Annotated in this window: 7 protein-coding genes; 5 read left to right on the top strand and 2 right to left on the bottom strand. The window is 45.5% G+C overall.

Annotation, left to right across the window (positions count from 1 at the left end):
- The 3 genes from B9T16_RS23835 to B9T16_RS23825 form a co-directional block, all read left to right on the top strand.
- A partial coding sequence (locus tag B9T16_RS23835) for an RNA-guided endonuclease InsQ/TnpB family protein (protein WP_410245938.1) occupies positions 1–780 on the top strand: 780 nt, incomplete at its 5' end.
- Positions 743–925: a DUF4870 domain-containing protein gene (locus B9T16_RS23830; protein WP_410245937.1), complete on the top strand. Its 183-nt coding sequence runs from the start codon at positions 743–745 to the stop codon at positions 923–925. The genes B9T16_RS23835 and B9T16_RS23830, both read left to right, overlap by 38 nt.
- Positions 926–947: 22 nt before the next feature.
- A complete protein-coding gene (locus tag B9T16_RS23825) occupies positions 948–1,781 on the top strand; it encodes a Tab2/Atab2 family RNA-binding protein (RefSeq protein ID WP_006616101.1) in 834 nt (277 codons plus the stop codon).
- A gap of 306 nt (positions 1,782–2,087) precedes the next feature.
- Here B9T16_RS23825 and B9T16_RS23820 read toward each other — a convergent pair whose 3' ends face one another.
- Positions 2,088–2,921, bottom strand: a complete 834-nt coding sequence (locus tag B9T16_RS23820; protein ID WP_410245936.1) for an MBL fold metallo-hydrolase — start codon at positions 2,919–2,921, stop codon at positions 2,088–2,090.
- A 396-nt stretch (positions 2,922–3,317) separates the two neighbouring features.
- Here B9T16_RS23820 and B9T16_RS23815 point away from each other — a divergent pair, with 396 nt between their 5' ends.
- Positions 3,318–3,503, top strand: a complete 186-nt coding sequence (locus tag B9T16_RS23815) for a hypothetical protein (RefSeq protein WP_235181481.1) — start codon at positions 3,318–3,320, stop codon at positions 3,501–3,503.
- On the opposite strand, the gene B9T16_RS23810 is transcribed toward B9T16_RS23815, so the two are convergent.
- A complete protein-coding gene (locus B9T16_RS23810) occupies positions 3,469–4,593 on the bottom strand; it encodes a DNA methyltransferase (protein ID WP_410245935.1) in 1,125 nt (374 codons plus the stop codon). The two genes, B9T16_RS23815 and B9T16_RS23810, sit on opposite strands and share 35 nt — an antisense overlap.
- A gap of 212 nt (positions 4,594–4,805) precedes the next feature.
- On the opposite strand from B9T16_RS23810, the gene B9T16_RS23805 reads away from it, so the two are divergent.
- Positions 4,806–6,260 carry a restriction endonuclease gene (locus B9T16_RS23805; protein ID WP_410245934.1) on the top strand — a complete coding sequence of 485 codons (1,455 nt, stop codon included), beginning with the start codon at positions 4,806–4,808 and terminating at the stop codon, positions 6,258–6,260.
- Positions 6,261–6,826 lie beyond the last annotated feature (566 nt).

Genomic DNA, 6,826 nt, shown 5'->3' with positions numbered 1-6,826 from the left:
TTTGAAGGGACAATCAAAACTGTGACGGTCTCCCAAAATTCTGATGGACAATACTATGCTTCGGTATTGGTGGATGATGGGAAAGAAACTCCGAGTCAGTCTACCGAAGGTAAAGCGGTTGGCATTGACGTTGGATTGACTCATTTCGCCATTACCAGTGATGGGTTAAAGTATGATAATCCCCGTCATTTCGCCAAACATCACCGTAATCTTAAACGTAAACAACAAAAACTATCCCGGAAGCAAAAGGGTAGTCAGAATAGAACTAAAGCCCAACAAAAAGTAGCTAAGGTTTATAGCAAGACTGCCCGTTGCCGTGAGGACTTTCTACACAAACTATCCCGCCAGATAGTCAACGAAAACCAAGTTATTGCTGTAGAGAATCTGAACATAAAAGGGATGGTACGAAACCCCAAACTAGCCAAGGCGATTAGTGATGTAGGCTGGGGAATGTTTACCACAATGCTTAAATATAAAGCGGAGTGGGAAGGAAAAACCTATATTGAGGTTGACCGTTTCTTTGCATCCTCTAAAACCTGTCACGTTTGCCTCAACCGAGTAGATAGTTTGTCGTTAGATATTCGTCAATGGCAATGTCAACATTGTGGGACTTGCCATGATCGAGATGTCAACGCGGCACAAAAYATCAGAAATGAAGCCTTGCGGATATTGTCGTTGGGAACCAGCGATACTGCCTGGGTCGGGAGTGTAAGACAACCTGGCAAAACATCGGTTTTGTTAGATGCAGTTCCCGTTGAATCAGGAAGCCCCATCCTCTAGGGCGGCAGGGTGGGGTAGTTCACTTGGGATTCCTCTGCTATTTGCGGTGTTGTTGTTTGATTTAATTTTTACTATTGTGGCGGCCAGCAAAGCTAATGAGGGTATCAGATATCGCTATCCTTTGACTTTAAGATTTATTAAATGATTCACTAATGGCTTGATTTGTTATGCGAATATGGCAAGCTGATTTTTATCGCCGTCCTCTTGAGGATGAGAGGGGACAGCCTTTGTGGGAACTGTTAGTCTGTGATCAATTAGGCGATCGCCTATTGGTGGCGACTTGTCCTCAGTCGGAGGCTAACTCGACTTGGTTACTTAACCAGTTAAAAGAGATGTTTGTGACTGATCAACCTGATATTATTCAGGTGTTTCGACCTGCTTGTTTGAGTCTCTTTGAGGTGGTGGGTAAACAGTTGGGGGTGACTGTCCAGGCGACTCGTCGGACGCTGGGTTTAAAAAAATTGCTGGCTGAGATGATGTTAATTTATCCCCAAATGACGGGTTATACTGGCCAGAATTATGATCCTTTGGCTATTGATAAATTACCCCCTTTACCTCTACCGGAAAATCTCTGGGGCGATCGCTGGCGGTTTGCGACTCTTCCAGCAGGAGACCTTCAGGAGGTCTTTGGCGATCGCCCTATTCCTATTTTGGATATGCCATCAATTTTACTACCCCTGAATTTGGGTCTGGCTTCTACTGTTGCTATTTCTGGGGTGGTTATTGATGGCGGTCGCCAGTCTATGGGCTTGGCTAGATGGTTACAGTCGGTTAAACCTGTCGGTTTTAATTATATCCCCGGACAGCCTGATGGCTTGATTTTAGAGGCGGGATTGAGCGATCGTTGGGTAGTTGCTACTTTTGATGATGATGATGTGGCTCAGGCGGCGCGGATGTTTGAGACTCGTAAACGCTTGGCTAAGGGATTACATTTTCTCTTGGTTCAACCTGATGATTCTGGGGTAACTTATACGGGTTTTTGGTTGTTAGGGGGAGAATGAAAAATTCCCGCTCAAAAGTTGTTGATCATCCGCTGAATAGAGGCGATCGCTCATTATGTTGAATAAAAAATCAAGCATATAGCCATGTAACCCCCACAAGAATATGGTAACTGATGGGGAGGGTAATTGTCAACGGTTGGGGGAAATGAGGCGCGGCCGAGATTGTTGAATAAAAAATCAAGCGTATAGCCATGCAACCCCGACAAGAATATGATAACTGATAGGGAGGGGAATTGTCAAGGGTTGGCGGGAAATGAGGCGCGGCCGAGATTGTTGAATAAAAAATCAATTTTTCGGCGTGGGAGGTTATGGGGTGTTGGTTCCGAATTGCAGGCGGGTTCCTACGCGAACATCAATGCTACATCCAAGATGATGCCAAAGATGGGCGATCGCATTAATGCCTGTACAGTGATTAGCGCCTAGTAGTTGGACTTGATAATGCTTTAATTGGGCGGCGGTAGCTTCGAGGCGCTCTGGGTTAGCCTTTAACAGGTGCATACCTCCTATGACGGCATAAATTTTATCCTGTTGGCAGATTTGGGCAATATAGTCTAGGGTGTTAATAGTTCCAGAATGGGCGCAACCTAAGATTACAACTAATCCTGGAGGGGTTTGGATAAATAGAGCCTGATCATCAGGTAGAGTGTCTATGGTCTGGTGGTTAGCATCGATCCAAAAGTCTCCCCCTGTATCTTCGAGGGGATGGTGGCGGGGGATGGTTCCGGTTAGTCCCATTCCGGGTATGATTTCCGTGGGGGTTTCTGTCCACACTATTTTGCTGGTATGGGTTGTGDGGATATTTTCATCTTGAATGGGGGAACCAATTTCGCCTCTGGGGCTATATTTGGGGGTAATGGCGGCTGGATGTAGGTATAAAACTGGATTCTGGGTTATTTTGAGTATTGATGGTAAGCCGCCGGTATGGTCATAGTGACCATGACTCAGAGCGATCGCATCTATATCATGTAGGTTGATTCCTAGTTGGCGCGCATTGTGGTTGAGAGTGTTTCCCTGTCCGGTATCAAATAACAGTTTGTAGGTGTCGGCTTCCACTAGAATAGAAAGCCCGTGTTCTCCTAAGAGTCCTTTCCCGCCGGCTGTATTTTCTACCAAAACTGTAATGGTAAGTTGTTGAATCATATTCCCTCTGGCAGGATATGTATTTAATAGAGGCGATCGCTCATCATGTTGAATAAAAAATCAAGCGTATAGCCATGTAAGCCCCACAAGAACATGATAACTGATAGGGAGGGGAATTGTCAAGGGTTGGGGGAAATGAGGCGCGGCTGCAAGTGTTGAACAAAAAATCAACTTGCCGTAGTTTGACACTTAGGTAGTCAAGTCGAGTGACTCAAAGGCGGGATTATTACATCTGAGAATGAATGATGGGCGGATTCGGAAAATCCTATTTTGGGATTATCCTATGATGGGTTTATTCTGATTTGTGTGAATACCATGCTAAATAATGCACGATGAAGTCTACGTTTAGTCGAGAATATGATGTTTTTCGGCAGTTTGGACACGAACTTTGCCAAAATGGACAGAATCGTGCATCCAGAAATTGAAAGTTTTAAGGAGCGTGTTTATAAAACTGAATGTTTTGGAGTGGAAATTTATCAATGGAAAAAACTTTTGTCGAGTCGGCGAGATGAGTCGATGAAATCTGCCTTGATCAGATATCTGGGAATTACAGAAGAGAAGATTGATAAAATACTTGACTAAACCGTTTCACCCCATAATAGAAATAAGTTTCGTCAATTTCACAAGCGAAAGCTTTGCGGTTAAGTATGTTAGCAGCCAAAGATGCACTAAACAGTCCGCCAAATGGTTCCCAAATTACATCCTGTTCCTGACTGGAAGCTTGAATAATTAGCTGCATGAGGTCGAGGGGCTTTTGATTCAAATGGACGGCTTTACCGTTGGGGGTCTTTATTCGTTCGTCATTGGGTAAAGGCGATCGCTGCCAAACATTGGTAAAACCGTGAGGACATCGAAATTGGGAACGCATTTTCCCCCATTCTTGAGCGGTCAAAGGATGTAGGCCATCTACAGAAAAATAAGGCTTTCCCTCGGGTTTCCCATATTGGTTGGCATAGCGAACTAATTTCTCAAACATATCGGGTGGGGGAAAATACCATAAATGCCCTTGGTCGAAATACTTTCTCGTTGCTGCATCTGCCACACCACAGGCCAGATTGGCTTTGCGTAAAGGTAAACCCGATCGCAACCATTCTTTTCGTAACCATTCTTTCAAGGTTAAGTCATCGAATTTAACTTCTCTGACATATTGAACACAAACTTCTGTTACCACAGGAAAACGTCTGATTTTTTCTGTATTGACATTCCCGGCAATATGAGCTTTTCCCTTATTCCATATATTGCAGTTGACATAGCGCCAACCAAATTTCTCAAGGATTGGATGTACGACAGCCCATCCAATTTCGGAATTCCAAAACCAGAGGGTTGTACTGGGCAATGCGAACTTTGACCAAGCTGCGATATGGGGTTCATACCATTGGGGCAAATCGAGATGATCGGATGTATCACCTTGAAAGCCTAAAATACCGTAGGCTCCATCTGATACAATGACTGTGGGATTGTCCCAAGACTGATAATATTCGGCACTATCACCAAGATTTAAACTGACAGTGTTGTTACTCCAGCTTGAAAAGGTGAGTGGTTGGTCAAGTTGAACGGATTTGCTACGTCCGACGGTACTGGTTGCTTTATTTTTGTTTGTGGTTGGTAGCTTATGGTACGGCTCAGATAGACCCATGTATCTTTCATTAGGTTTCACAAACAGGCTAAACATCTATACTTTATCCCATCTGGGAATATTTGGCGATCTAAGGAATGATTGAAGTGGGGGGCAAGGGTGGTGGGTGCCCCTTTCATATTATACTTGAGACGGGGCGACAACATCTCCCCATTGCGGATCGAGTTGTCCTTTTAATTGGAGATCTCGCCTAATCGGGTTGTTTTAGATGTGACAAAATTGATGATTTCTGATTTTTAACGATTCCTATGTCTTTCGCCGATGCTGCCATTCAAGTTTTAGAAGATGTTGGCTCTCCCCTGCACTATCGCAAAATTGCTCAAATTGCGATCGCACGGAATTTAATTCAAACGAACGGCAAAAGTCCGGAAGCCACGCTCAACGCCATCATTGCGGTGGAAATCAAACAGAAGGGGGATCTCAGCCGCTTCGTGAGGGTCAATCGCGGGGTTTTTGGGTTGAGAAAATGGGATGTAACCTCGATAGATTCCGAATCTAATTCGGCGACATTAGACCCGCGAAACGAAACCCGGGTCAAAGTTTCCCACTTTCCGACCTATTCGGAATTGAGATTGATTTTACCGATTTGGAACGGACGCGATCGCGCGCAAATCACGGGAGTGCGATCGGCGATCATGAGTCTGTCGGGAACCCTGCAAAATCCGGTAGATTGGACGAATCCAGAACGCTGGATATCGGAACGCTTGGAAGGGGAAAATCGAGAACTGGCGGAGGCGATTTGGACGGGGAGCGATCGCCAGCTTAACCCTGGTCACGTTTACGGACACTGGCTCCTATCTCGAACCTATCAGTTGCTGGAAGAAGATTCAGGGGGGAAAGTTTTATTAACTGATGCGGGACAGGATTTTATCTGCCATCCCTTGGGAGAGGTTGAAAAACAAATTGACGAGGGGGAAGGCTTATTAAAATTACTAAGTGTGGTGGCTGAAAAAGGGGGAGGTCGTCGCGGAGATTTTGTACCCGATTGGTCGGACTATCTCAAGCGTTGCTCCCAATTCGGCACGGACAGCACCATCAAAGATACGCTGTGGCGGCGGCTTTACAATTTGGCCGATCGCGAATTATTGATCAAAACGGGGACGACCTACAGCATTACCGACGCGGGTTTGAATTATTTAAAAGATTCGGGAGGCGATGAAGAACTCGACGGCGGAGGGACGGTACAGGAAATTTTGACCCTGGTTAAAGAGCAGAAAGCCTCGGTCAGATCAAGCATTCAAGAAATCCTCTCAACGATGGCTCCGACGGCGTTTGAATATTTGATCAAACAATTGTTGGAGGCGATGAATTATCAAAATGTGGAGGTGACATCACCGACGAATGATAAGGGGGTCGATGTGGTCGCGGATATTGAACTGGGGATCACTTCGGTGCGGGAAGTGGTGCAGGTGAAGAGGCAACAGGGGAACATTCAAAGGCCGGTTTTGGATGCTTTGCGGGGGTGTTTGTATCGGTTTCAAGCGGTGCGGGGTACGATTATCACCACGAGCGATTTTTCCAAGGGGACGGTGGAGGTGGCGTTCGCCCCGGGTGCGCCGCCGATCACGTTAATCAACGGAGAAAAACTGCTGGATCTGCTGATAGAATATGGAATCGGAGTGAAAACGAAGGCGATCGAAGTATTAGAACTAGATGCCGATGCGTTCGCCCAGAATGATAGTTATACCTCCGATTTAGAATAAAATTCTAATTCCACTAGAATAGAAAGCCGGTGTTCTCCTCAGAGTCCTTTCCCTCCGGCTGTATTTTCTACCAAAACTGCTAGGACATCTTATTGAATAGAGGCGATCGCTCATCATGTTGAATAAAAAATCAAGCGTATAGCCATGTAACCCCCACAAGAACATGATAACTGATAGGGAGGGGAATTGTCAAGGGTTGGGGGAAATGAGGCGCGGCCGGAGTGTTGAATAAAAAATCAAGTGTATATCCGTGTAAAGCCTATAAGAATAGGGTAACTGATGGGGAGGGGAATTGTCAAGGGTTGGCGGAAATGAGGCGCGGACGGAGTGTTGAATAAAAAATCAAGTGTATATCCGTGTAAAGCCTATAAGAATAGGGTAACTGATGGGGAGGGGAATTGTCAAGGGTTGGCGGAAATGAGGCGCGGACGGAGTGTTGAATAAAAAATCAAGTGTATATCCGTGTAAAGCCTATAAGAATAGGGTAACTGATGGGGAGGGGAATTGTCAAGGGTTGGCGGAAATGAGGCGCGGCCGCAAGTGTTGAATAAAAAATCAAGTGTATA

This window comes from Arthrospira sp. PCC 8006 (assembly GCF_046480465.1).
In the GTDB taxonomy this organism is placed as follows: Bacteria; Cyanobacteriota; Cyanobacteriia; order Cyanobacteriales; family Microcoleaceae; genus Limnospira; species Limnospira platensis.
This window is presented reverse-complemented; position numbering and strand designations above follow the sequence as displayed.

Bases quoted from the DNA above. Each gene is read 5' to 3' on its own strand.
- B9T16_RS23810 (WP_410245935.1), bottom strand. From the start codon at position 4,593: ATGTTTAGCCTGTTTGTGAAACCTAATGAAAGATACATGGGTCTATCT.
- B9T16_RS23805 (WP_410245934.1), top strand. From the start codon at position 4,806: ATGTCTTTCGCCGATGCTGCCATTCAAGTTTTAGAAGATGTTGGCTCT.
- B9T16_RS23830 (WP_410245937.1), top strand. From the start codon at position 743: ATGCAGTTCCCGTTGAATCAGGAAGCCCCATCCTCTAGGGCGGCAGGG.
- B9T16_RS23825 (WP_006616101.1), top strand. From the start codon at position 948: ATGCGAATATGGCAAGCTGATTTTTATCGCCGTCCTCTTGAGGATGAG.
- B9T16_RS23815 (WP_235181481.1), top strand. From the start codon at position 3,318: ATGGACAGAATCGTGCATCCAGAAATTGAAAGTTTTAAGGAGCGTGTT.